The organism is Methylobacterium persicinum (genome assembly GCF_022179525.1).
In the GTDB taxonomy this organism is placed as follows: domain Bacteria; phylum Pseudomonadota; class Alphaproteobacteria; order Rhizobiales; family Beijerinckiaceae; genus Methylobacterium; species Methylobacterium persicinum.
Genome location: NZ_BPQX01000010.1, coordinates 1 through 23342, shown reverse-complemented (window position 1 = coordinate 23342; position 23342 = coordinate 1). Strand labels below are relative to the sequence as shown.

Annotated in this window: 22 protein-coding genes; 10 read left to right on the top strand and 12 right to left on the bottom strand. The window is 71.1% G+C overall.

Annotated features, from left to right (window positions below; translation table 11 throughout):
* Positions 1-4: 4 nt before the first annotated feature.
* A complete protein-coding gene (locus MFF22_RS01950) occupies positions 5-1447 on the bottom strand; it encodes a mannose-1-phosphate guanylyltransferase/mannose-6-phosphate isomerase (protein WP_238247433.1) in 1443 nt (480 codons plus the stop codon).
* A 335-nt stretch (positions 1448-1782) separates the two neighbouring features.
* Here MFF22_RS01950 and MFF22_RS01945 point away from each other — a divergent pair, with 335 nt between their 5' ends.
* Both MFF22_RS01945 and MFF22_RS01940 read left to right on the top strand, forming a co-directional pair.
* Positions 1783-2598 carry a universal stress protein gene (locus tag MFF22_RS01945; RefSeq protein ID WP_238247432.1) on the top strand — a complete coding sequence of 272 codons (816 nt, stop codon included), beginning with the start codon at positions 1783-1785 and terminating at the stop codon, positions 2596-2598.
* Between the two features lie 374 nt (positions 2599-2972).
* Positions 2973-3710, top strand: coding sequence for a helix-turn-helix domain-containing protein (locus MFF22_RS01940; protein ID WP_238247431.1), 738 nt, complete (start codon positions 2973-2975; stop codon positions 3708-3710).
* A gap of 36 nt (positions 3711-3746) precedes the next feature.
* Here the strand turns inward: MFF22_RS01940 and MFF22_RS01935 are convergent, their stop codons facing one another.
* The 4 genes from MFF22_RS01935 to MFF22_RS01920 all read right to left on the bottom strand — a co-directional run bounded on the left by MFF22_RS01935 (position 3747) and on the right by MFF22_RS01920 (position 7085).
* Positions 3747-4556, bottom strand: coding sequence for a universal stress protein (locus MFF22_RS01935; RefSeq protein WP_238247430.1), 810 nt, complete (start codon positions 4554-4556; stop codon positions 3747-3749).
* Between the two features lie 90 nt (positions 4557-4646).
* Positions 4647-4838, bottom strand: a complete 192-nt coding sequence (locus MFF22_RS01930) for a hypothetical protein (protein WP_238247429.1) — start codon at positions 4836-4838, stop codon at positions 4647-4649.
* 91 nt (positions 4839-4929) lie between these two features.
* Positions 4930-5685, bottom strand: coding sequence for an ethanolamine ammonia-lyase subunit EutC (eutC, locus tag MFF22_RS01925; RefSeq protein ID WP_238247428.1), 756 nt, complete (start codon positions 5683-5685; stop codon positions 4930-4932).
* Positions 5682-7085, bottom strand: coding sequence for an ethanolamine ammonia-lyase subunit EutB (locus MFF22_RS01920; protein WP_238247427.1), 1404 nt, complete (start codon positions 7083-7085; stop codon positions 5682-5684). Before MFF22_RS01920 ends, eutC begins: the two co-directional genes overlap by 4 nt.
* A 523-nt stretch (positions 7086-7608) precedes the next feature.
* Between MFF22_RS01920 and MFF22_RS01915 the strand changes: the two genes are divergently transcribed.
* A complete protein-coding gene (locus MFF22_RS01915; protein WP_238247426.1) occupies positions 7609-7854 on the top strand; it encodes a NepR family anti-sigma factor in 246 nt (81 codons plus the stop codon).
* Positions 7851-8438: a sigma-70 family RNA polymerase sigma factor gene (locus MFF22_RS01910; protein ID WP_238247425.1), complete on the top strand. Its 588-nt coding sequence runs from the start codon at positions 7851-7853 to the stop codon at positions 8436-8438. Before MFF22_RS01915 ends, MFF22_RS01910 begins: the two co-directional genes overlap by 4 nt.
* 19 nt (positions 8439-8457) lie before the next feature.
* Here the strand turns inward: MFF22_RS01910 and MFF22_RS01905 are convergent, their stop codons facing one another.
* Positions 8458-11184 (bottom strand): bifunctional acetate--CoA ligase family protein/GNAT family N-acetyltransferase, encoded by a 2727-nt coding sequence (locus tag MFF22_RS01905; RefSeq protein ID WP_238247424.1) that lies wholly within the window; start codon positions 11182-11184, stop codon positions 8458-8460.
* Positions 11185-11345: 161 nt separating this feature from the next.
* On the opposite strand from MFF22_RS01905, the gene MFF22_RS01900 reads away from it, so the two are divergent.
* Entirely contained in the window at positions 11346-12161 is an 816-nt protein-coding gene (locus MFF22_RS01900) for a restriction endonuclease (protein ID WP_238247423.1), read from the top strand.
* A gap of 62 nt (positions 12162-12223) precedes the next feature.
* Here the strand turns inward: MFF22_RS01900 and MFF22_RS01895 are convergent, their stop codons facing one another.
* Positions 12224-12865, bottom strand: a complete 642-nt coding sequence (locus MFF22_RS01895; RefSeq protein WP_238247422.1) for a DedA family protein — start codon at positions 12863-12865, stop codon at positions 12224-12226.
* An 85-nt stretch (positions 12866-12950) separates the two neighbouring features.
* Positions 12951-13430 (bottom strand): peroxiredoxin, encoded by a 480-nt coding sequence (locus MFF22_RS01890; protein ID WP_238247421.1) that lies wholly within the window; start codon positions 13428-13430, stop codon positions 12951-12953.
* Positions 13431-13597: 167 nt separating this feature from the next.
* Between MFF22_RS01890 and MFF22_RS01885 the strand changes: the two genes are divergently transcribed.
* Complete coding sequence (locus MFF22_RS01885; protein WP_238247420.1) at positions 13598-14218, top strand: YqgE/AlgH family protein; 621 nt, start codon at positions 13598-13600, stop codon at positions 14216-14218.
* 68 nt (positions 14219-14286) lie between these two features.
* On the opposite strand, the gene MFF22_RS01880 is transcribed toward MFF22_RS01885, so the two are convergent.
* The gene (locus MFF22_RS01880; protein ID WP_238247419.1) at positions 14287-15288 is read right to left on the bottom strand and encodes a hypothetical protein; all 1002 of its coding nucleotides are present in this window, start codon (positions 15286-15288) and stop codon (positions 14287-14289) included.
* A gap of 402 nt (positions 15289-15690) precedes the next feature.
* Here MFF22_RS01880 and dnaK point away from each other — a divergent pair, with 402 nt between their 5' ends.
* From dnaK to MFF22_RS01865, 3 genes are all read left to right on the top strand, one after another.
* On the top strand, positions 15691-17610 hold the full coding sequence (dnaK, locus tag MFF22_RS01875; RefSeq protein ID WP_238247418.1) for a molecular chaperone DnaK: 1920 nt from the start codon (positions 15691-15693) through the stop codon (positions 17608-17610).
* Between the two features lie 334 nt (positions 17611-17944).
* A complete protein-coding gene (gene dnaJ, locus MFF22_RS01870; RefSeq protein WP_238247417.1) occupies positions 17945-19090 on the top strand; it encodes a molecular chaperone DnaJ in 1146 nt (381 codons plus the stop codon).
* Between the two features lie 129 nt (positions 19091-19219).
* Positions 19220-19858 (top strand): class I SAM-dependent methyltransferase, encoded by a 639-nt coding sequence (locus tag MFF22_RS01865; protein ID WP_238247416.1) that lies wholly within the window; start codon positions 19220-19222, stop codon positions 19856-19858.
* Positions 19859-20046: 188 nt separating this feature from the next.
* On the opposite strand, the gene MFF22_RS01860 is transcribed toward MFF22_RS01865, so the two are convergent.
* Positions 20047-20811 (bottom strand): NAD kinase, encoded by a 765-nt coding sequence (locus MFF22_RS01860; RefSeq protein ID WP_238247415.1) that lies wholly within the window; start codon positions 20809-20811, stop codon positions 20047-20049.
* 128 nt (positions 20812-20939) lie between these two features.
* Between MFF22_RS01860 and cutA the strand changes: the two genes are divergently transcribed.
* Complete coding sequence (gene cutA / locus MFF22_RS01855; RefSeq protein ID WP_238247414.1) at positions 20940-21266, top strand: divalent-cation tolerance protein CutA; 327 nt, start codon at positions 20940-20942, stop codon at positions 21264-21266.
* A gap of 164 nt (positions 21267-21430) precedes the next feature.
* Here cutA and MFF22_RS01850 read toward each other — a convergent pair whose 3' ends face one another.
* Together MFF22_RS01850 and MFF22_RS01845 are read right to left on the bottom strand one after the other, a co-directional pair.
* Positions 21431-22555 carry a glycosyltransferase family A protein gene (locus tag MFF22_RS01850; RefSeq protein ID WP_370877496.1) on the bottom strand — a complete coding sequence of 375 codons (1125 nt, stop codon included), beginning with the start codon at positions 22553-22555 and terminating at the stop codon, positions 21431-21433.
* A gap of 8 nt (positions 22556-22563) precedes the next feature.
* A partial coding sequence (locus tag MFF22_RS01845; protein WP_373320158.1) for a lysophospholipid acyltransferase family protein occupies positions 22564-23342 on the bottom strand: 779 nt, incomplete at its 5' end.

Sequence of the window (23342 nt, the reverse complement as noted above, 5' to 3'; positions counted from 1 at the left end):
CGCCTCAGCGGCCGTAGACGTCCTCGATGCGGATGATGTCGTCCTCGCCGGTGTAGGAGCCGACCTGGACCTCGATCAGTTCGAGGGGGATCTTGCCGGGGTTGGTCAACCGGTGGACGCAGCCGATCGGCAGGTAGATCGCCTCGTTCTCGTGCACCAGCGAGACCCTTTCGTCCACCGTGACCTCGGCGGTGCCGCGCACCACCACCCAGTGCTCCGCCCGGTGGTAGTGCTTCTGCAGGGACAGGCGTGCCCCCGGCTTCACGGTGATCCGCTTCACCTGGAAGCGGGAGCCGATATCGATGCGCTGGTAGCTGCCCCACGGGCGGTACATCAGGCGGTGGGCGTCGGCCTCCGGCTCGGAGCGGGCACGCAGCTGCTCGACCAGGGTCTTCACCTCGCCGCCGCGCTGGCGGCTCGTCACCAGCACCGCGTCGGAGGTGGCGACCACCACGACGTCATCCAGGCCAACCACGGTGGTGAGCAACTCGCCCTCGCTGTGCACAAGGCTGTTGCGGGTGCCCTGCAGGGCGACCCGGCCGCGCACGGCGTTGCCGTTTGCATCCTGCTGGGAGACCTCCCACAGGGCGCCCCAGGTGCCGATGTCCGACCACGGGAACGACACCGGCAGCACCGCCGCCCGGTCGGTATGCTCCATCACCGCGTAGTCGAGGGAGATCTGGGGCGAGGCCAGGAAGGCGTCGGTGTCCAGGCGCAGGAAGTCGAGGTCGCGGACGGCGGCCGAAAGGGAGGCCTGCGCCGCGGCGAGGACGGCCGGGGCATGGCGGCGCATCTCGTCGAGAATCACGTCCGCCCGGAACAGGAAGTAGCCGCTGTTCCACAGGGCGCCTTCGGCGATGAGACCCTCGGCGCGGGCAGCATCGGGCTTCTCCAGGAAGCGCTGGACCACCCGTGCCCCGGCCTGGCCCGCCGCGCCGGGCAGGGGATCCCCCGGCTGGATGTAGCCGTAGGCGGTGGCCGGGGAGGTCGGCATGATGCCGAGCGTCATGATGTGCCCGGCCTTCGCCCCGAGGCTGCAGGCCTGCACCGCGGCGGCGAAGGCGTCGTCGTCGCCCACGACGTGGTCGGCGGCCAGGATCAGGACCAGGGCGTCCGGTTGGTGGGCGGCGGCGTGGAGGGCGGCGATGGCCACGGCCGCCGCCGAATCGCGCCGGGCGGGCTCGAGCAGGATGTCGGCTGCCAGCCCCGCCTGGGCGAGCTGCTCGGCGACGATGAACCGGGCATCGTTGGCGGTGATCACCGTCGGCCGGGCGAAGACGTTGGAGTTGGTCACCCGGGCGGCGGTCGCCTGGAATGAGGAGCGATGCGCCTCGGCGAGGGGAATGAACTGCTTCGGGAAGCTCTCCCGGGAGGCCGGCCACAGGCGCGTGCCGGAGCCGCCGCACAGGATGACCGGATGGATGAGGTCCGTGGTTTCACCTGACATCGGCACGTTCCTGTCTCACGCTGCTGATCTACCAACCGGGGACGTTGCAACCCCACGGTCCATCGGTCGTGGCCGTTCTTTAACAGAACAACGTCGCATCCGGCCCCAAAATTCGGGCCTTAACCTAACCGACGCACGCCGGTTCGACCGCGAACGGCAATATACGGGCCAAGCTTCCGCGTCGGGATCATGCCCGTCCGCGCAGAGTCTGCGGATGGACCTTCCTTGCCGGATCCGCCTCGCACGGTCGAGCCCCATCGGTTGCGCTGGATCAAGGCACCGCGCCGCCCCCGGCGCAGGATGCCACCGTCCGGCCCCGGACGGAGGAGGCGACAGTGGATTACGCACACATCATGGTGGCGGTCGATCCGGAGGAGGAGTCCCGCCCCCGCGTCAGGCTTGCGGCGCATCTCGCGGACCTGTTCGGAGCGGGGCTGGTGGGGATCGCGGCCGAGCGGCCCGATTACGCTGTCTTCTCCGCCGATCCCGGATCGGGCGGTCCCTTCGTGCTACCGGTGCTCCACGAACTCTGCCTCGACCGGCTGAGGCAGGCCCATACCCTGTTCGAGCAGGAGGCGGCGGGCCGCAGCCGCCTCGCGTGGCGCTCGGACATCGAGGATCCCCTGGCCTTCCTCCTCGCCCAGGCCGTCGCCGCGGACCTCGTGGTGATCGGCCGGTCCGCGGCGGATACGCCGGCGGCCCGGTTCGCCATCCCCTCGGCCGAGGCCGTGATGGACCTCGGGCGCCCGGTCCTCGTCGCCCCCGCGGGGGTGGACCATATCGAGGCGAGCCGTGTGGCGATCGCCTGGAAGAACACCCGCGAGGCCCGGCGGGCGGTGGCCGATGCGATGCCGTTCCTGCAACGGGCCTCCCGGGTCGTCGTCTGCACGGTCTCGCCCGGGCGGGCCGTCGATGAGGCCCTGTTCCTCGTCCGCGCCCTGGAGGCCCGGGGCATCCCTGCTGTCGCGGCGCGCACGGACCGCGACGGCGCCGGTGCCGCCGAGGCGCTCGTCGATATGGCGAGCGAGCATGCGGCCGACCTCCTCGTGGCCGGCGCGTACGGCCATTCCCGCCTGCGGGAATGGGTGTTCGGCGGCGTCACCCGCGACCTGCTCCGCGCCTGCCCCATCGCGTGCCTGCTGAGTCACTAGGGCCACTGCCGTTCAGATGGGGTGGGCCCTCACCCCCACTTCATCCTGAGGTGCCTGCTCTGGCGGGCCTCGAAGGTGAGGTCCCGACAGCGCTGCGATCCCTGGAGCCCTCCTTCGAGGCGGCTCCGCCGCACCTCAGGATGAGGGAAAGGTCCGGAGGACGCGGGCTGAACTGCCTCGTTCGATCACGGCTTTAGGGCACCCTCAGCCCGAGCGACGGGCTGGTTCGAAAGTACGGGCCGCGCAGATGCGGGAACCATTGGCGTGCGCAGTCATCCGCAGTAGTCTTCCCACTGCGCGCCAAGTCTTCGGGTCTTACCCCATGCCATTGCGGCGGGCGGGCAGACCACGCGCGAGACGGAAAGTCGGCGCCGATGATCGCCTCGGATTCCAAGACCGCCCAAGCCCATGCCTGCCATCACGGACGGCCGGCCGAAGGGTGCCAGGATTGCAAGGCGCGCCTGTTCAGCGTCTGCGCCGCCCTCACCACCGAGGAGCTGGAAGAGCTCGAGGCGCTGAGCCGGCAAATGACCATCGGTCCCCGTCAGGCGCTCTTCGCACAGGACGACGAGGCCATGGCGGTCTACAACGTCACGGACGGGGCAATCCGCCTGTCGCGCCTGCTGCCGGACGGGCGCCGCCACGTCATGGGATTCGCCCTCGTCGGCGATTTCCTGGGCCTCGCCCTCCCGGACCGTTTCACGGTCACCGCCGAAGCGCTCGTCCCCACCAGCCTGTGCCGGTTCGAGCGGACCGGGTTCAAGGCCCTGGTGGCCGGCAAGCCGCACCTGCTGCAACGGCTCCATGAGCGGGCGGGCTACGAACTCTCCCTGGCCCAGGACCAGATGATGCTGCTCGGCCGTCGGACCGCCGAGGAGAAGGTCGCACGCTTCCTCGTCGGCCTGCGGGAGCGCTACGCCCGGATCGGCCGCGATTCGGTGACCCTGGAACTGCCGATGGGCCGGCAGGACATCGCCGACCATCTCGGCCTCACCATCGAGACCGTGAGCCGCATGCTCACCCGCTTCGACCGGGAGAGGACCATCCTCATCGTCCCCGGCGGCGTGCGCGTGCGCGACGAGGCGCGCCTCGAATCCCTCGCCGCCGGTTGAACCCCGTTCCGGCCGGCGAGGGGCCGGGCATGGGCTCTAGTGGCTCATCAGGCAGCAGACCGGGCTGCGTCCGATCAGGTCGCGGGTCACGCCGCCGAATGCCCATTCCCTCAGGCGGGAATGGCCGTAGGCGCCGAGCACCAGGAGGTCGGCGTCCTGGCGCCGGGCGAAATCGAGGATCTCGTCGGCCGCCCCCTTCCGGTCCTGAAGCCGATGGGTCGTCACCGCGGCGCCATGCCGGGCAAGGTGGGCCGCCACCTCCTCGGCTCCCTCGGCGCGGATACTGTCGCCGACCACGGCGACGAAGACCTGATCTGCGTGGCGGATGAAGCCGAGGGCGCCGGAGACGGCGCGGCGAGCCTCCACGGTGTCCTTCCAGGCCACCACGATGCGCGAGGCCCGTAGGCGGTCAACCTGCTTGGGGACGACGAGCACAGGCCGGCCGGCCTCCATGAGGACGGGGCCCGACGCCACCCGGAGGGGGTCGCGGTCGTCCTCGTCGGTCTCCTGCCCGATGACCACGAGGTCGGCGGCCCGGGCGAGGCCGACGAGATGCGTCACCGGGCCGGCATAGGCGCCCCGCCACTCGGTGTCGAACGCCCCCTCGGCGTTGCGAACGAAGACCTCCCGGGCGCGCTCCAGCTCGGCCCGCACGGCCTCGCGGTTGCGCTCCTCCTGCTGCTGGGCATCGTAGATGTCGCTGACGAGGACGGGGGCCGGGACCTTCCGGGCCGCGGCCCCGGTGAGGATCGCCTCGAACCGCTGCGTCAGGCCCGCGGCCAGCCTGACCCGGGCAGGGGCCGCGCCGGACAGGTCGACGGCCACCAGAATCTTCACGTAGGACATCGCCATCTCCACCCTTCGCATCGCCGGCCGGGACCCGTTCCGATGCACGGTCTCCCGCCGGCCGGGGGCGGGGCGGCCGCGCGGGTGCCGTCAGACGGCCACCCGCACCAGCGCGGTGACGACGACCGCGGCGACGGCGGCCAGCGCCAAGGCCGTGAGGCTGTCCAGGCGGCCGTTCAGATGCCCCGAGCCGTCCGCGGCCTTCGGGGTCCGGGGCTCTGCCGTAACCGACGTGCCGCGGGGCATGCGGACGGCCGGGGTCGCCAGGGATTGCGTCGTCATGGGCTCCTCCTCTTCGGTGAGCCCACCGTGGCGCGCGGCTATCCCGGCTGCCTTGATCCAGCGCAAAAGACCGGGCGGGTGTCGGAGCCCGTCAGCTGCCCGCGGGTCCCTGCAGGACTCCCGCATCCCGGCGCAGGCCCACGCCGCTCGTGCCCTGGGCGAGCATGGCCCGGAGCAGGCTTTCCATCTGCGCCGCGGCAGCCTCGATGGAGAGCCCGTCCTGCCGGATGTTGGAGAGGCAGTTGCGCCGGGAATCGGGCAGCCCCGGCTCCGGGGCGAAGGTGATGTAGCAGCCCAGGCTGTCGGACGCCGACAGGCCGGGCCGCTCGCCGATCAGCACCACGACGGCCCGCGCCTCCAGCCGGGCGCCGATGGGGTCGCCGATCGCCACCCGCCCCTGGCTTGCGACCACGACGGGGGCGAGGCGCCAGCCGGCCCGCCGCACCCGTTCCGCCAGGGCCGCGGCGGTGGGCACGGCGTTGAGGGCGACCGCCGTGGCCGAGAGCCCGTCCGCGATGACGATGGCGATGTCGAAGCCCCGTCCCATTCCCTCAAGGGCGGCGGCGGAATCGGGGTGAAGGGCACGGCCCTTGTCGGGCCGGCGCAGGTATTCGGCCCTGTCCGCCACGGTGGAGCGGACCTCGACCGCCTCGAGCCCCTGATCCTTGAGGGCCTGGAGGATCGCGCCGGAATCCAGGGGGGTCCAGACCGCCTCCCGGGCGCGGGCATGGTCGAGGCCGAAGGACAGGGCGGCGGCCGTCGGCAGGCCCGCGCCGTGGGCGCCGAGGGCGATCCGCGCCTGGGTGAGGGAGCGCAGGTCCCGCAGGGACAGGGGGGCCCTGCTCACGCCGCCCTCCCGGGGAGGAGCCGGGATGCGGCGGCGAAGGGGCCGGGCAGCTCGCCCGCCGCAGAGCGCAACCGCCCCGCGGCATCGGTGACGCCCGCCTCGCGCAGCCACGCCTCGAATTCCGGCGCGGGTAGCCGGCCCAGGGTCTCCCGGGCGAAGACCGCGTCATGGTGGGAGAGCGACTGGTAGTTCAGCATCATGTCGTCCGCCCCCGGCACGGTGATGACGAAGTTCACGCCGGCTGCGCAGAGCAGCACCAGAAGGGCGTCCATGTCCTCGCCGTCCGCGTCGGCATGGTTGGTGTAGCAGACGTCCACCCCCATCGGCAGGCCGAGGAGCTTCCCGCAGAAATGGTCCTCCAGCCCGGCGCGGACGATCTGCTTGCCGTTGTAGAGGTATTCCGGCCCGATGAACCCGACCACCGTGTTGACGAGGAGCGGATCGAATTCCCGGGCTACCGCATAGGCCCGGGCCTCCATGGTCTGCTGGTCGACGCCCCAATGGGCTTCCGCCGACAGGGCCGAGCCCTGCCCGGTCTCGAAATACATGAACTGGCCGCCCGCCGGGCAACGGCCGAGGGCCCGGCCAGCCTCGGAGGCCTCGCGCAGCACCGCGAGGTCGACGCCAAACCCGGCATTCGCCTTCTGTGAGCCGGCAACAGACTGGAACACGAGGTCCACGGGAGCGCCGCGGCCCATGGCCTCGATGGCCACCGTGACATGGCCGAGGCAGCAATGCTGGGTCGGCACGCCGAGGCGCAGGCGCAGGGTTTCCAGCAATTCGACGATGCGGATGTAGTCGGGCAGGGAATCGGTGGCTGGGTTCACGCCGATCACCGCATCGCCCGAGCCCATCAGCAGCCCGTCCAGGGCCGAGACGAGAATTCCCTCGGACGAGTCCGTCGGGTGGTTCGGCTGGTTGCGGGTCGAGAGCCGGCCCGGCAAGCCCAGGGTGGAGCGGAAGCGGGTCACCACCGGTCGCTTGGCCGCGATGGCCACGAGATCCTGAAGGCGGCAAATTTTTGCGACGGCCGCGACCATTTCCGGTGTCAGCCCCGGGGCGAGGGCGGCGAGCGCCGCCGGCTCCGCCGTCGTGGAGAGCAGCCACTCGCGGAACGCGCCGACCGTCAGGGACGAGATCGGGGCGAAGGCCGCCCGGTCGTGACGGCGGGCGATCAGGTCGGACACCTCATCCTCCTCGGAGGGGATCAGTTCCTCCGCGAGGAACACCTTCAAGGGCAGGTCGGCCAGGGCGATCTGCGCCGCCAGACGCTCCACCGGCCCATCCGCCGCGATCCCGGCGAGCTGGTCGCCCGAGCGCTCGGGCGTAGCCTTGGCCATGAGGCTCTTCAGGTCGGGGAACGTGAAGCGCGTGCCTTCGATGATGGTCGCGAACGCCATGATGGGATCTCCCGGACCAGGGGGTCGATCCTCGGCCCTTCGCAAGGGTAACGCCAGGGGTGGCCAATGGTCATGTCGCAGGTGCCCCGGAGCCCGGCCTTCGCGTCGTCTCCGCCCGGCGCCACCCCGGCCGTCGTTGCTTCGCTGCGCGCGCAAGACGGCAGCGAATGCGCGTCGATCATCCGATTTGGACGCCGGGGAAGCCTGGATCGCCCGAAAATTGGCGCGTCCCGAACCCTCGCCTCCTGCCGCTCAGGAACGGTTCATCCAGCAAGTGCAATAGTAATTGCCAAGCTCATGATTATTTCTGCTTTGTAACCTGTAACAACACAGAAACAGTGGTAATCTAGACCGTAGTTCTGAATTAATGATTGATGAATACAAAGTTCAGAACTGATTAAACCCCCATTTATTACCAGCGCCGTCATCAGGGCGACGGATCGAAGCGCCGCCGGATGGACCGCTCGAGTCATCGGCCGGGCCGTCCGGCGGAGGGCCGCCGCCCGTCCGACAGGACGAGACGATGGCACAGGATCACGGGGACCGAGCCGACACGGCGACGATCAGGGCCGGCCCGGAGCCGGGCGCGCCGCAGCGCGGCCGGGCTGCCATCGATGCCGACTCCCGTGCCCGGATCGGGCGGGAGCTCCAGCGGCACTACGCGCAGATCCTCGCGCTGCCGATCCCCGACCATCTGCGCGCCCTCGTGGACGACCTCACCCGGCAGGGCGAGGCGTCCGAGCGCGCTGCACGGGAGCTTCCGCGATGATGCAGTCCCTCGCTTCCTGTTCCCCGCCGGTGGGGACGCCGCCGGGTGCCGACGCGGAAATGCGCGATCTTCTCCTGGCCGCCATCCCGGCGCTGCGGGCCTTCGCCTTCTCGCTGACCTACGACCTCGACCGGTCCGACGACCTCGTCCAGGACACGCTGGTCCGCGCCTGGACCAAGGCGGAGAGCTTTCGCCGGGGCACCAACCTCACGGCGTGGCTGTTCACCATCCTGCGCAACCTGTTCTACTCGGAGCAGCGCAAGCGCAAACGCGAGGTGGAGGATGCCGACGGCATCCACGCCGGCCGCCTCGCCTCCCTGCCCGAGCAGGAGGTACGGATGGAGATGGCGCAGTTCCAGGATGCCCTGAACCTGCTGCCCCACTCCCAGCGCGAGGCGCTGATCCTCGTGGGCGCGCAGAGTTTCACCTACGAGGAGGCGGCGGAGATCTGCGGCGTGGCGGTGGGCACCATCAAGAGCCGGGTGAGCCGCGCCCGGGTCCGCCTGATCGAGACCCTCGGCATGCACGGTACCGACGACATCGGTGCCGACGGCGCGACGCGGGCGGCGCTGGAGGACCGCTGAGGGGGCCGTCCGGTCCCCCTCAGGACGGTGGGGGCGTCCCGAGGTCGAGCTTGACCTTCAGGACGCCCGGATCGTCGGGATCGCGCATCTGCGTGAAGCCGAGGCGGCGGCACACAGCGAGCATCGCGCGGTTCTCGGCCAGGACCGAGCCCTCCACGCGGCGGATCCCTTCCGAGCGCGCCCAGTCGATCATCAGGCGCATCAGGGCGAAGGCGAGGCCCGTGCCGCGGGCATCCCGGCCGACGCCGATGGCGTATTCACCGCTGTCGTGGTTGGCGTCGGCATGGAGGCGCACGGCCCCGAGCATCCGCTCCTTCCCGTCTGGGTCGACCTCGACGGCCACGAAGGCGATGGCGCGGGCGTAGTCGAGCTGGGTCAGCCGGGCGAGGAAGACATGGCTGAAGGCCCGGACCGGGCCGAAGAAGCGCAGGCGCAGGCTCTCCGGATCGAGCCCTTCGAAGAAGGTCCGGAACAGATCCTCGTCCTCCGGGCGGACGGGGCGGACCAGGACGGTCCGGTCCTTCACGTTGAGGCTGCGCACCCATTCGGCGGGGTAGGGGCGGATCGCGAAGCCCGGATGGCCGCCCCCGCGCCGGTCCCGCTCGCCGTAGCGGCCCTGGGGGGCACGGCCGATCCGCACCCGCGCGTCCAGGGCCAGCACGCCGGTCTCGTCGGCGAGGAGGGGGTTGATGTCGAGTTCGCGGACCTGCGGCAGGTCGGCGGCGAGCTGGGCGATCTTCACCAGGGTCAGGGCGAGGGCGGAGAGGTCGGCGGCGGGCACGTCCCGGTAGGCGTCCAGGCGCCGGGCCACCCGGGTCCGGCCGATGAGATCGCGGGCAAGCGTCAGGTCGAGGGGCGGAAGGGCCAGCGCCCGGTCGTCGATCACCTCGACGGCGGTGCCGCCCCGGCCGAACACCACCACGGGGCCGAAGACCGGATCCTCCGCGAGGCCGGCGATCAGTTCCCGGCGGCGGCCCCGCCGCACCATCGGCTGCACCCCGAATCCGGTGACGCGGGCGTCCGGCCGCTCCCGCCGGGCCCGGGTCAGGATGCTGCGCGCCGCCTCGCGGACGTCCGCCTCGCTGACGAGGTCGAGATGAACGCCCCCGATATCGGATTTGTGGACGATGTCGGGGGAGACGACCTTCAGCGCCACCGCCTCGCCCGCCGCGATCAGCGGCCAGGCCGCGGCGGCGGCGGAATCGATGTCGGGGGCGAGGGTGAGGGGCACCGCCGGGATGCCGTAGGCGCCGAGCAGGGCGCCCACGGCGATCGGGTCGAGCCAGGAGGCCCCCTGGCGCAGGGCGTCGGCGACGATCTGCCGGGCGGCCTCCGTGTCCGGGGAGAAGTCCCGGGGCAGGGAGTCGGGGGTGCGCATCAGGTCGTCCTGCGCCTCCCGGTAGCGCACGAGGTGGAGGAACCCCTCGATCGCCTCGGAATCCGTCGCGAAGAGCGGGATCCCCGCCCCGGCATAGGTGTCCCGCACCGCGTCGGCCTCTCCCAGCGAGACCGCGAAGACCGGTTTCTTCCGGGTCTGGCCTTGGCGGGCCCTTCCCACCACCCCGGCCACCGCGGCGGCCACCACCTGGGCGTCGGAGCGGATCGTCGGGACATGGATCGCGAGCACCGCGTCGTTGGCTTCGTCGGCGAGGAGGGGCTCCAGCGCCTCGGCGAAGGCCGGTCCGCCCGCATCCAGGCCAAGGCTCACCGGGTTGCCGGCCGGGCGCGGGCCCTGCGCCGCGATCTCCGCCAGGGTGCCCGCATGGTCGGCCAGCAGGTCGGTCACCAGGAGCCCGGTCCCCAGGCCGTTGGCGAGGATGGCGAGGCGCTTGCCCGGGAAGGGCCGCTGGCGTCCCAGGGTTTCGACGGCGGCGAACATCTCCTCGAGATCCTGCACCGCGAGGAGGCCCGCCCGGCGGAAGGCGGCGGCGTAGACGGCATCCGGCCGGGCGAGGGCGCCCGTATGCGTCACGGTCGGGCCGGTCCGGTCGGCGCCCCGGTCGACGTCCTGGGTACGGTGCCGACCCGCCCGGAGCACCACCACCGGCTTGGCGCGGGCGGCGGCCCGGGCGGCGGACATGAAGCGGCGGGCATCCTCCACCCGGTCGAGGCAGAGGAGGATCGCCCGGGTGCGGAGGTCGGCGGCGAAGTGGTCGAGGCAATCGGAGGCGTCGATGTCGAGGGCGCGGCCCAGGGCCATCACCGCCGAGAAGCCGACGCCCCGCCGGCTCGCCCATTCCACGATGGCCGCGGCGACGCTGCCGGATTGCGAGACGAGGGCGAGATCCCCCGCCGCGGGGGCGTGGGCGAACAGGCTGGCATCGAGGCGCCGTGACGGGACGCTGAGTCCGGCGCTGCTGGGACCGAGCAGGCGCAGGCCGTGCCGGCGGGCGAGGATTCGCGCCTGCGGCCCCGGATCCCCGGGGCCCGAGCCGAGGCCGGCGCTCAGGACCAGGGCGGCGCCGGCCCCGATCCGGCCCGCCTCGTCGACGAGGTCGGGCACGTGAGGGGGCGGCACCGCGATCACGACGAGGTCCGGCGGCGTCGCGAGGTCGGACAGCGCCCTGGCGCAGGGCAGCCCCTCGATCTCGGCCTCGGTGGGGTGGACGGGCAGGATCGCCCCCGGGAAGGCGGACCGGCGCAGGTTCGCGAGCACGCTGCGGCCCACGCTGCCTTCCCGCGACCCGGCGCCCACGAAGGCCACGGTGCGCGGGGCGAGAAGCCTGTCGAAGCGGTAGGTGCTCATGCCGTCCCCGCATCGGGCGCATCGCCGCAACGTGCGTCCGCCGCCGCCGTTCCGGCGAATCCGGCCGCCCCGGGCGATCCACAGCTTTTCCCCGCTGCTTCAGGATCGGGCAAGGGGGGCTTGCGAGGCTGGCAGCGCCACACCCACGCTCCGAGTTGCCGATGCCGCCGTCCGCGCGCCATGCCCTGCCCGCCGCGGCCTCCCCCGACGAGGGGCGGACCCGCCCTCCGAGCCTCGTCGCCCGCCTGTTCTGGACGGGGGTGACGGGCAGTTCCGTCGCCTTCTGGTACGGCCCCGGGGCCTTCGCCGCGACGGGTCTGGCGCTCGCGGCCGTGCTCGCCCGCCATCTCGACCGGCCCCGCCGCCTTCGCCGCCGGGTCCGCCGCATCGCCCGGCGCCATGCCGAGACCCTGGCCCTTCGGCGGCGGCAGGAGCGGTTCGAGGACGCCTATGGCAACCTGATCGAGGATGGGTGGCTGCGCGAATGCGGGTACTTCCTCGACCGGACCGTGCTGCCGCAACTCGGCCACCGCCATGCCGATCTCATCGCCCGGGAGCGGCCACGCCTCCTCGCCGTCATCGAGGCGGCGGCGGCCGAGATCGACCTGCCCGACGAGGACGAGGCGCCCGAGGACGGGATCGACTACGAGCGGTTCTGCGCCGACCGCCTCGCCTGGGCGGGCTGGCGCACGCACCGGACGCCCGCGAGCGGCGACCAGGGGGCGGATATCGTCGCCGACCGCGAGGGCCTCCGCCTCGTGGTGCAATGCAAGCGCCTCGGGCGGCCGGTGGGCAACGCGGCGGTTCAGGAGGCGGCCGCGGCCCTGCGCTACTGGGAGGGGGACCGGGCGGCGGTGGTCTCGAACGCCGGCTTCACGCCGTCCGCCCGCAGGCTCGCCGCCGCCACGGGCGTGCTGCTCCTGCACCACGATGCGCTGGAGGAGCTGGAGGTGGAGGACGAATCGGATCGAGCCTGATGCGGTCCCATCAACGACCTCCCCGCGTCTTTGCTCCCCGCCTTTGCGACGGCGGCGGCCGCTTAGGCCAGCGGCCCGGGGATGGCGGTCTCGGCCTTCACCAGCAGCCGGGCCTCGTGGCGCCGGACGAAGGCCCAGAGGGCGATGCCGCCGAACACCACCAGGGCGAGGAGGGTGAGGCCGACGGGGCCGGCGATCTTCTCGATGGACCGTCCGCAATAATACGAGCCGAGGCCCATGCTCCCCGCCCAGGCGATGCCGCCGAGGGCGTTGAAGACGAAGAAGCGGCGGGCGTCGAGGCGGTTCACCCCCGCGAGCAACGCCGCGTAGGCCCGCAGCATCGCGGTGAAGCGGCCGAAGAACACGATCTTCCCGCCGTGGCGCCGGAACAGGTACTGCCCGAGCTTGAGACGCCCGTGATCGAGGGCGATGAGATGGCCGTAGCGGAGGAGGAGGGGCATTCCCCAGCGCCGCCCCGCCCAGTAGCCCAGGTTGTCGCCCAGGATCGCCGCCGCCGCCGCCGCCGCGATGACGCCCGCGATGTCGAGGTTGCCCGTGCTGCCGGCATAGACGGCGGACGAGATCAGCACCGTCTCACCGGGGCAGGGCACCCCCGCGCTCTCGAGGGTGATGATCACGAAGATGGCGATGTAGCCGTAATTCGCGATCAGGTCGGCGATCGGCAGATCGTGCAGGAAGGACATGCGGGTCCCGGGGATCAGGCTTCAGGCGGCGATAGCCCTAGCCCCGAGAACGTGGCCTCAAAAGGGCCGGCAGGGAAGAGCTCCGTCAGAGCACCTTCAGGATCGCCTCGGCGCCCGACGCCTCGGCCTTGGAGGGCGATTCCTCGACGTTCAGGATGCGCACCACGCCGTCCTCGACCAGCATCGAGTAGCGCTTCGACCGGGTGCCGAGGCCGAATCCGGTGCCGTCCATCTCCAGGCCGATGGCCTTGGCGAAGTCGGCATTGCCGTCGGCCAGGAACTCGATTCCCTCGGCGGCGCTCGCCTTGGCCCAGGCGTCGAGGACGAACACGTCGTTGACGCTGGTGACGGCGATGGCATCCACGCCCTTGCCGAGGATCTCGTCCCGGTGCTGCACGAAGCCGGGCAGGTGGTTGCGGTGGCAGCTCGGGGTGAAGGCGCCGGGCACGCCGATCAGGATGATCCGCCGCCCCTTGAACACGTCGTCGGTGGTGCGGGCCATCGGGCCGTCCGGGCCGTTCACCCGGAAGGTCGCCTGCGGCAGGTGTTCGCCGACCTGGATCATCTCTGGTCACTCCGGTAGGGCGGGGCTCCCCCGCAGGATCGGGGCTGACGTAGCGTGGGAGGGGGAGCCTGTCGAGCACGTCGGCGGGGAAGCCGGGGGTAACGATCCCATCGCCGCAGCCACTTTGTCCGCTGGACAATGCGCGGAGGCAGGGCCAGCATGGGCCCATGCCGACATCCCTTCCTCCCCGGCAGACCGCGCTCTCCGGCTCGAACTATCTCGACGGTCAGTTCCTGGTGGCGATGCCGGGGATGGCGGACGAGCGGTTCGCCCGTTCCGTGGTCTATATCTGCGCCCATTCGGCGGACGGGGCGATGGGAATCATCGTCAACAAGGCGGCCACCGACATCAGCATGCCGGACCTGCTGGTGCAGCTCGACGTGGCGCCGGAGGCGGACGCCATCCGCCTGCGCGAGCGGGTCGGTCACATGCCGGTGCTGATGGGCGGCCCGGTGGAGGGGCGGCGGGGATTCGTCCTGCACTCGGACGACTTCCACATCGCCCAGTCGACGCTGATCATCGACGATGGAATTTGCCTGACCGCCACGGTGGAGATCCTGCGGGCGATCGCCAGCGGCGAGGGGCCCGCCAACGCGGTGCTGGCCCTGGGCTATGCCGGCTGGCAGGCGGGGCAGCTCGAGAGCGAGATCATGGCCAACGGCTGGCTGAACTGTCAGGCGGATCCGAGCCTGATCTTCAACGCCGACCTCGACTCGAAATACGAGCGGACCCTCCGGGTCAACGGCATCGACCCGGCCATGCTCTCGGCGAGCGTCGGGCGGGCCTGACGGGCTCCCCTCTCCCCGCAAGACGGGGAGAGGGGAAACCGTCTTTCCGACGTGGGTAGGGCCTGCTGCTATTCCGGCTCGGGCGCACCGCCCATGTCCGGGTTCATGCCCTCGACGGCCGGCCTCTGGCGCGGCTTGCGCGGGGCGGCCACCGCAGCCGTGGGCGCGGCGGTGTTCGCGCCCAGGCGCGTGGCGAGCGCCAGGGAACGGTTCTCGGTGAAGCGCAGGTGGCAGAAGCCGTGCGTGCCCTCCCGGGCATAGCTCCGGCAGAACTGCTCCCGGTCGGCGGAGAAGGCGGCCTGCTCGGCCACGATCGGCCGCACGTCCTCCCGGCGGGCGCGCTGGGTCATCAGCTTGTAGTTGTCCCGCACCGCCTTGTCGGCGACGCCCCTGGCCGAATCGAACTCCCCGGCCCGGGGGATCAGGGTCGCCGGCGGCGGACCCCACAGGCCCACGGGCGTCGTCGCGCAGTCGGCGGCGGAGAAGGTGCAGGTCTGGCCGGAATCGAGGGTCGTCACCATCACGCCGCCGTCGGTCACGTCGAAGCGCAGGGGACATTCGGCGGCGGGCGCCTCGTAGCGCGGCGCACCGTCGGGCTTTCCCATGGAGGTGAGGGGAATCGGCTTGCCGCCGCCGAGCTTCACGCTGCAACTCTCGCTCGGCTGGGAGACCTTGGTGCCCGGCAGGGTCACCGCGGCGGCGAGGCCGGCGCCGGCCCGCTCCAGCCGGAGGGCGCCGCTGGTGCCGTTGAGCTGCAGGTCCTGGCCGACGACGCTGTCCTCGCTCGGGACCTTCAGCACCACCGGACCCCGCGGCACGGGGGCGGGCCGCGCCGCCTCGGGGGCGGCCGGGCCCGGCTGGCCGGGCTCCTCGGGGTTGGCAGGGCCGGGCGGCGGCGCGCCCTCGGGTACGTTCAGCCGCGGGACCGGGGGGCGCTCCGGCTTGATGCCGAACAGGCGTTCGAGAAAATTCTGCGCCTGTGCCGGGCCGGCGGGCGCCCCGAGGGCGAGCCCGGCCGCCACGGCGGAAAGCAGGAGGATGCGGGTCGGACGGTGCGGGCTCGCGGGCAAGGAGGGCTCGTGGGGTGATGTCTTCCTGGGGGGCCGGTCACGATCCCTGGAGACAGGGTTAACACGCCATCGGTGGCACCGACGTGGCAGCGGAGCAACAAATCGCGGCGTGCGGGAAGGGGGCGGCCGGGCTCTGTGATGGGCACGGCCCGCCGGAAAGGGCCACCGGGCCCCTCGCGTTCCCTCCCCGCGGGGCTTCTTGCGGGCCGCAGCCGCGGTTCTTATATCGCCGACGACGCGGGATTATCCTGCGGATTTCGGCCGTTCGCGGCCCTTGATCCGGCCAGGGTCCCGTACTCACATCAGATGCGTCAGTCTCCACCGCGAGTTCTGAATTGCCATGGGCCGAGCTGCTTCGGGGCTCGGCGGTCTGCTTGAACGCGACAGAAGAGGGATCCCACCATGGGTAAAGTTATCGGTATCGACCTCGGCACCACCAATTCCTGCGTGGCCGTCATGGAAGGCACGCAGCCCAAGGTCATTGAGAATTCGGAAGGCGCCCGCACCACGCCGTCGATCGTCGCCTTCACCGACGACGGCGAGCGCCTCGTCGGCCAGCCGGCCAAGCGCCAGGCTGTCACGAACCCCGAGCGGACGTTCTTCGCCATCAAGCGCCTGATCGGGCGCACCTACGACGACCCCATGACCCAGAAGGACAAGGGTCTCGTCCCCTACAAGATCGTCCGCGGCGACAACGGCGACGCCTGGGTCGAGGCCGACGGCAAGAAGTACTCGCCGTCGCAGATCTCGGCCTTCACCCTTCAGAAGATGAAGGAGACCGCCGAGTCGCATCTCGGCCAGCCGGTCACGCAGGCGGTCATCACCGTTCCCGCGTACTTCAACGACGCCCAGCGCCAGGCGACCAAGGACGCCGGCCGGATCGCGGGCCTTGAGGTGCTGCGCATCATCAACGAGCCGACGGCGGCGGCGCTGGCCTACGGCCTCGACAAGAAGAAGGCCGGCACCATCGCGGTCTACGACCTCGGCGGCGGCACCTTCGACGTGTCGATCCTGGAGATCGGCGACGGCGTGTTCGAGGTGAAGTCCACGAACGGCGACACCTTCCTCGGCGGCGAGGACTTCGACAACCGCGTGGTCGAGTACCTGACCGCGGAGTTCAAGAAGGAGCAGGGCATCGACCTGACCAAGGACAAGCTCGCCCTCCAGCGCCTCAAGGAGGCCGCCGAGAAGGCGAAGATCGAGCTGTCCTCGGCCACGCAGACCGAGATCAACCTGCCCTACATCACCGCCGACCAGACCGGGCCGAAGCACCTCGCCCTCAAGCTGTCGCGGGCCAAGTTCGAGTCGCTGGTGGACGACCTCGTCCAGCGGACGATCGAGCCCTGCCGCAAGGCGCTCAAGGATGCCGGCGTCTCGGCCTCCGAGATCGACGAGGTGGTGCTCGTCGGCGGCATGATCCGCATGCCGAAGATCCAGGAGGTGGTGAAGTCCTTCTTCGGCAAGGAGCCCCACAAGGGCGTCAACCCGGATGAGGTCGTGGCCATCGGCGCGGCGGTCCAGGCCGGCGTGCTCCAGGGCGACGTGAAGGACGTGCTGCTCCTCGACGTCACCCCGCTGTCGCTCGGCATCGAGACGCTCGGCGGCGTGTTCACCCGCCTGATCGACCGCAACACCACGATCCCGACCAAGAAGTCCCAGACCTTCTCGACCGCCGAGGACAACCAGAACGCGGTCACGATCCGGGTCTTCCAGGGCGAGCGCGAGATGGCGGCGGACAACAAGCTGCTCGGCCAGTTCGACCTCGTCGGCATTCCCCCGGCCCCCCGCGGCATGCCGCAGATCGAGGTGACCTTCGACATCGACGCCAACGGCATCGTGAACGTTACGGCCAAGGACAAGGCAACGAACAAGGAGCACCAGATCCGCATCCAGGCCTCCGGCGGTCTGTCGGATGCCGACATCGAGCGGATGGTGAAGGACGCCGAGGCCAATGCCGAGGCCGACAAGCGCCGCCGCGAGCTGGTCGAGGTGAAGAACCAGGGCGAGAGCCTCGTGCACTCCACCGAGAAGTCGGTGAAGGAGTACGGCGACAAGGTCTCGGCCGCCGACAAGGGCACCATCGAGACGGCCATCACGGCCCTCAAGACTGCCCTGGAAGGCGAGGATGTCGAGACCATCAAGGCCCGCACCACGGACCTGATGCAGGCGTCCATGAAGCTCGGCGAGGCGATGTACGCGGCGAGCCAGTCGGCCGGGCCGGAGGGCGCGGCGGCCGGTGAGGCCGGTGCCGAGAAGAAGGACGACGTGATCGACGCCGACTTCCAGGAAGTCGACGAGAAAGACCAGAAGAAGCGGGCCTGATTGCCACGCTCGTCCGAAACGTTGCGGGGCCGGAGCGATCCGGCCCCGTCTTCGCTTGCGGTCGCGTCGTGCGCGGGTACAGCAGCGAGTGATAGGCCCAGGTGCCGTGCCTTCCGTCCGTGACCTCCTCCGGAGTGTACGACCGGGCGGTCGGCAGGGCTCCTGAAACGCTCGCCGTCGTTGCGAGCGCAGCGAAGCGACCCAGGGCAGCGGGACGATCCGAAGCCTTGGCGCGACCTCGGATGGCTTCGCTGCGCTCGCAATGACGGGAGGGCCGTGACCGTGACGGTCGGGCCCTGAGGTCGCGTTAGGGATTGTCCGGAGTCGGAACGGGATGTCGAAGCGGGACTACTACGAGGTTCTGGGGGTCGCCAAGACCGCCACGGAAGGCGAGATGAAGGTCGCCTTCCGCAAGCTCGCGATGACGTTTCACCCCGACCGGAATCCCGGCGACAAGGAAGCCGAGATCAAGTTCAAGGAGATCAACGAGGCCTATCAGTGCCTCTCCGACGGGCAGAAGCGCGCCGCCTACGACCGGTTCGGCCATGCCGCCTTCAGCCAGGGCGGCGGGGGCGGGCCGGGCTTCGGCAACGAGTTCGGCGACTTCATGTCGGACATCTTCGACAACTTCTTCGGTGACGGCCGGGGTGCCCCCGGTGGCCGCCGGGGCGGCGGTGCGCCGGGGCGGGAACGCGGAGCCGACCTGCGCTACAACCTTGAGATCACCCTCGAGGAGGCCTTCACCGGCAAGGCCGAGACCATCAAGATCCCGACCTCCATCACCTGCGAGACCTGTGCCGGCAGCGGCGCCAAGCCGGGTTCGAAGCCCCGCCCTTGCGCGACCTGCGGCGGCTACGGTCGGGTGCGGGCGGCGCAGGGGTTCTTCGCCATCGAGCGCACCTGCCCGAACTGCCACGGCCGCGGCGAGATCGTGGACGATCCCTGCCCGAACTGTCACGGCGCGGGCCGGGTCAACCGGGAGCGCACGCTCTCCATCAACGTGCCGGCGGGCGTCGATGACGGCCTGCGCATCCGGCTCGCCGGAGAGGGCGAGAGCGGCCTGCGCGGCGGGCCGTCCGGCGATCTCTACGTCTTCCTCTCGATCAAGCCCCACGAATTCTTCCAACGGGACGGGGCCGACCTGTTCTGCCGCGTGCCGATCTCCATGGTGACCGCGGCCCTCTCGGGCGAGATCACCGTGCCGGTGATCGATGGGTCGCAGACCCAGGTGCGTATCCCCTCCGGCACGCAGACCGCCAAGCAATTCCGCATTAAGGGCAAGGGCATGCCGGTCCTGCGCTCGCGGGAGGTCGGCGACCTCTACATCCAGGTCTTCGTCGAGACCCCTCAGAACCTCACCAAGCGCCAGCGGGAGCTGCTGCTGGAGTTCGATCAGTCGGCCTCGCCCGAGAATCATCCCGAGTCGGCTGGGTTCTTTTCCAAGGTTCGCGAGTTCTTCGGAGGCGCCGCCAAGGCGTGATTTGCGTCCGGGACATGCGCGCGGCGTCGTGCCGTGGCGCGCATGCCCTAGGCGACGCCTTGGCTGGACGATAGATACGTTAGCCTGCCACACACTTTTCGTCTCTCACCGGCATCGGGAATCCAGGACTTGCCGCCGCTGCGCCACTCCAGTGCAAAGGTCCCCGGCATCGAAGGCCGGCTCCGTGGGCCGAGACGCGATCCGCTGGAGGACGAGGCGAGGTTCCTGCGGTCCTGGCTGGAGCGGCCCCTCGTGACCGGGGCGGTGACGCCATCGGGGCGGATGCTCGCCCGGACGATGGCCTCCTACGTCGATCCGCAACAGGGCGGACCGGTGATCGAGCTGGGGCCGGGAACCGGGCCGGTGACGGAGGCGCTGATCCGCCGGGGTATCGCCCCCGAGCGGCTGATCCTCGTGGAGTTCAACCCCGATTTCTGCCGGCTGCTCAGCCGCCGCTTCCCCGGCGTCACGGTGATTCGCGGCGATGCCTACGACATCCGCGCCACCCTCGGGACGGTGCTGGCGGAGCCCGGTGCGGCGACGATCTCGAGCCTGCCGCTCTTCACCAAGCCCCTGGAACAGCGCCTCGACCTGCTGAATGCCGCCCATGACCTGATGCGGCCGGGCTCGCCCTTCGTGCAGTTCACCTACGCCGTGGTGCCGCCGATTCCGGCCAAGTGCGAGGCGGGCAGCTATACGGCCGCGCCCTCGAACCGGGTATGGCTCAACCTGCCCCCGGCCCGGGTGTGGGTGTACCGTCGGCCCTGAGGGTTTTCCCCTGCAGGAGGGGGAACGTTCCGACATTGGTCCGCCCCCGACCTCATCCTGAGGTGCTGCGGAGCAGCCTCGAAGGAGGGCTCCAGTAGACACTGCGATCCCTGGAACCCTCCTTCGAGGCCCGCTGGCGCGGGCACCTCAGGATGAGGTGAGGGTGGGAGATGCCGTGAAGAGGTCCGCTACCCGAACTGCTCCCTGAGAATCCGCTCGTCGAGGCTGTGCCCCGGATCGTGCAGGAGCACGAGGTTCGTGCTGCGGTCGAGGGAGGTCTCCACGGTGCAGACCCGGCGGAATTCAGTATGGTCGGCGACCGCGGCCACCGGCCGGTGGCCGGCATCCAGCACCTCAATGTGGATCCGGGCGTAATCCGGCAGCAGCGCCCCGCGCCACCGCCGGGGGCGGAAGGCGGAGATCGGCGTGAGGGCCAGCAGCTTGGCGTCGAGCGGCAGGATCGGCCCCCCCACGGAAAGGTTATAGGCCGTCGAGCCCGCGGCGGTGGCGCAGAGCACCCCGTCCGCGATCAGCTGTTCCAGGCGCACCTGCCCGTCCACGGAGATCTTCAGCTTGGCGGTCTGATGGGTCTGCCGGAGCAGGTAGACCTCGTTGATCGCCCGGGCGGTGTGGGCCCGCCCCTCGGTGTCGGTGGCCTGCATCAGGAGGGGGTGGATCACGCTGCGGTGGGCCTTGTCCAGGCGCTCGCGCAGGTCGTCCTCCCCGAACTCGTTCATCAGGAAGCCGACGGTGCCCCGGTTCATGCCGTAGATCGGCTTCGGCGCATCCATGAAGCGGTGGAGCACCTGCAGCATCAGGCCGTCGCCCCCGAGGGCCACCACCACGTCCGCTTCCTCCGGCGAGACATGGTCGTAGCGCCGCATCAGCGTGGCGGCGGCCTCGCGGGCATCCCGGGTCGGGCTCGCCACGAAGGCGATGGATTTGCTGCGCATGGCGTCAGGTCGGGCCGGGCCGGAGCGTCTGGGTCACGTGGGGCTCCCAAGCTGTCGAGCGGACCCGCCCGGTTGACGTCGGCCATGACGGCGCCTCACTCAAGGACACCGCACGATGGAGGCATAGCATGGAGCGCCCGCTCCTCGTCTACACCACCTTTCCCGACCAAGCCTCGGCCCTCAACATCGGCGAGGCCCTGGTGCGCGACCGCCTCGCCGCCTGCGTCAACGTCCTGCCGGGGATGAAGTCGGTCTATGCCTGGCAGGGCGCGGTGGAGCGGGCCGACGAGGTGGTGGCGATCCTCAAGAGCCGCGAGGGCCTGAAGGACGCCCTCTTCGCCGCCGTGAAGGGCCGCCACCCCTACGAGACGCCGATCCTCCTCGCCCTGCCGGTGCAGGACGCCGACCCGGACACCGCGGCGTGGATCATGGCGGAAACGTCCGGCGGGGCATGAGGAACCGTTCACCCCACCCTCCCACCTCATCCTGAGGTGCTGCGCCAGCAGCCTCGAAGGAGGGCTCCAGGGAGCGCGCGCTGTCTGGAGGGCTCCTTCGAGGCCCGCGCTGCAGGCACCTCAGGATGAGGGGTAGGGTGGGAGTCGGTTCTCTACCGAGGGGGTCAGGCCCCGCCCACCGGATAGCTCCGGCCCTTCCAGGTCGCCGCCCCGGCCCGTTCCCGGCGCAGGAGCACGTTCCACTGGATCGCCAGCGCCACGGCGATGGACGCCGGGTGCAGGGGAATCGTCGCCGCGGGTTCCCCGGTCGCCAAGGTGATCGCCGCGCGGGTGGCGAGCGAGACAGCCAGCGCCATGGCGCTCAGCAGCGTCGCCTCCGGCGGCAGCAGACCGGCAAGACCGGCGAGGGTCAGGGGCAACGGCAACAGGTGCCCGAGGCCGAGGAGCGCCGTCCACAGGGGCAGGGCGCGGGGCGTGGCGAGGCCCTCGTGGGCGTTCTTCGAAAAACCGGCCCAGGCGGCGGCGAATCCGTCGTACATCCGGCAGGTGGCGATGTGCGCCCCGGCCACGAGGTCTGTCCGGTAGCCGGCCCGGCGGAAGATCGGGGCGAGGCGCACCCCGTCGTGCAGGAAGGCGCGCACGGCGCCGTGGCCCCCGGTGGCGGCATAGGCGGCGGGATCGAACAGGACGAGCTGCCCGCAGGCGGTGGCGAGGGACGGGTTCGGCAGGCGCCGCATCAGCGGCACCGGCAGGTAGCCGACGAGCAGGAAGTTGATCATCGGCACGGTCAGCCGCTCGCCGAGGGTGTCCATCCGCTGGCGCGGCACCGCGCTGACCAGGGCCGCCCCGGTGTGCCGGGCGCGGGCGGAGAGGGCGGCGGCGGCCTGGGGCTGGAGGGTCACGTCGGCGTCGATGAACAGGAGCCACCGGCCGCGGGCGAGGCCGGCGAGGTGGGCGCAGGCGTGATTTTTCCCGGTCCAGCCCTCGGGTAGGTCGGGAACGGGGGCGAGGCGCAGGCGCGGATCGCCGAGGCCGGTCACGATGGCGGCGGTGGCGTCCGTCGAGTGGTCGTCGCCGACGATGACCTCCACCGGCACGCCGACGCTGGCCAGGGCTGCCCGGACGGTGCCTTCGATGTTGCCGGCCTCGTTGCGGGCGGGGATCAGGATCGAGACGAGGTCATCGCCGGGCTCGGGCGCCGGGGTTCTGAGGGCGAGGAGGTTGGCGACCGCGAGGCCGGCCGGCAGCAGGGCGGCGATCAGGCAGAGCAGGGCGAGGAAGGTCAGCATCGCCGCGCTCATTCCCCCGCGCTGCGGTGGGCGGGGTCGAACCGCCGGCCCCGGAGGCGGGCGGCGGCGGCCCGCCACAGGTCGTAGATCCCGCCGACGCCCTTCCGGCCCGCCAACACGGGCCGGAAGCGCTGCGGCTCCCGGCTCATCACATCGGCCGCGAGGCGGTCGAGGGTTTCGGTCAGGGCGCCTTCGAGGCGGGCGAGGCGTTCCGGCCGGGGCAGGGCGGCGAGGTCCGCTCCGCTAAGGGCTGGGCCGAAGGCGGCGAAGGCCTCCGCACCCCGCTCGTCCCAGAAGGCGTATTCGAGGGCGAGCGGCACGAACAGGGTGTCGGGGGCGAGTTCCGCCAGCCGGGCGACGCCGGGGCGCAGGCCCAGGGGTCGGACGCGGACATCCTGGAAGCGTCCCTGGGCGGTGATCCAGATCGTGGCGCCGGGCCGGGCGAGGATGGCCCTCGCGGCCGCCAGGAACTGCGCCGCCCCCCGGGGGGAATCGAGATCGACGCCGAAGGCACCGAGGCGCTCGAAGATCCTGTACTTGGCGAGCATCGCCGCATCGAACGGGGCCCGGTGGTCGCGACCGGGATAGAGCCGGTTGGCGAGCAGGATGATCGTCGCGGCATCCCACCACGCGGGGTGGTTGCTGTAGATCACCAGCGGGCCGGGATGGCCCGCGACAGGCGAAGCGCTCCAGAGGGGCAGGCTCAGCCCGTCGAGATGACGGCGCAGGTAGCGGGCGAACCACGCCCCCATGAAGCGCCACAGGGCGGGGGAGACGGGTGGGAGGG